This is a genomic window from Schleiferilactobacillus perolens DSM 12744, from assembly GCF_001435585.1.
GTDB lineage: Bacteria > Bacillota > Bacilli > Lactobacillales > Lactobacillaceae > Schleiferilactobacillus > Schleiferilactobacillus perolens.
The window spans coordinates 1-1246 of the sequence record NZ_AZEC01000046.1 but is presented as its reverse complement, the minus strand read 5'-3'; the positions used below and the strand labels follow the sequence as shown (position 1 = coordinate 1246).

1 protein-coding gene is annotated in these 1246 nt (G+C 44.5%); it reads left to right on the top strand.

All coding sequences use genetic code 11. The features are described 5' to 3' along the window. Positions 1-50 precede the first annotated feature (50 nt). A complete protein-coding gene (locus FD09_RS15515) occupies positions 51-929 on the top strand; it encodes an IS3 family transposase (RefSeq protein ID WP_055307687.1) in 879 nt (292 codons plus the stop codon). Positions 930-1246 lie beyond the last annotated feature (317 nt).

The following is a 1246-nucleotide window of genomic DNA, read 5'->3' as shown; positions in this document are numbered from 1 at the left end:
ACTTTAATGGACAAATACTCACGTGAACAGATAAAAAAATCCAACCGACGATGAGTTTAGCGGAGCGCGCCGTCGTCGATATGTCTGAAAATGCGAAATATTCTCAAACCAAGTTGCTTGCGGTCATGAATGTGCCCTCAAGCACTTTTTATTCGCACAAAGCTCCAAAATCGCCCACAGAACACGATTTACAAGACGCTCTGATAATCGAGAAAATTCAAGAAATCGTTGACGCGCACGAGTTCAATAATTCCTACGGAATTAAGCGTATGGTGCAGGAATTGGCCGATCAATATGACATACATACCGGTGAACACCGTGTTCATCGCTTGATGCAGAAGATTGAATATAAGTCTGTTATCACTCAGTCTTATAAAGGAAATCGCGGCCGTCCAGTTGTTGAACGCGACAATCTGGTTAAAGACATTATCATTGAACGACCATACCAAGTTCTCACAACTGATGTAACTTACCTGGTGATGCCAGATAAGCAGAAACTCTATAAAGCCAGCGTTCTAGACTGGTTTACCGGTGATGTCATTGGTGCCGTCGTTGGCTATGATATGACATCTGATTTAACTAAACGAGCACTTCAAACAGCTATGCGTCAAATTCCTAAATCGATTCTCAACGCCGAAACATCAATCATTTTGCACTCAGATAACGGTTCCCACTTCATCAGTGAGGAATACGAAGATACCGTCTCATTTTATGGCCTCATGCACTCATTCAGCTCACCGGGGCATCCCGAGCACAACACAATCATCGAAAACTATCACTCATTTTTCAAATCAGAATTCTTCAACCCACGTCGCTTAAGTTGGTCAATCAATGCGATTATTGCAGGAGCGCACCGCTATGACTACTGGTGGAACACCACCAGAATATCTACAAAGACCCGTCCGGCAGCTATACCACTTGCTGCTTAACATAATGCCGGTTATCGGCACTAGCCGGTACGACGCCGTTTATAAGCCGTCACTTGTGAATTTCAAAAATTCGCCTTGTGAAGGCTTATTTGTTGCACGATACAACTTGTGAAATCCGGCTGGTTCACAATCTATACCACCTGTTTTCTCTCACTGGTAGGGCTCGGCCCTGTTCCACCTACAAAAACACCCAGAAATCACGCCGTTTTAAGCTGAAATCCGGGTTTTGAAAAATTTTCGGAGTGCGGTACCTCTCGGTGCCAAAAAAGCCTGTCCATAATCTTGACATCAGCGCCGTGTTCGAAGACGACCCGACT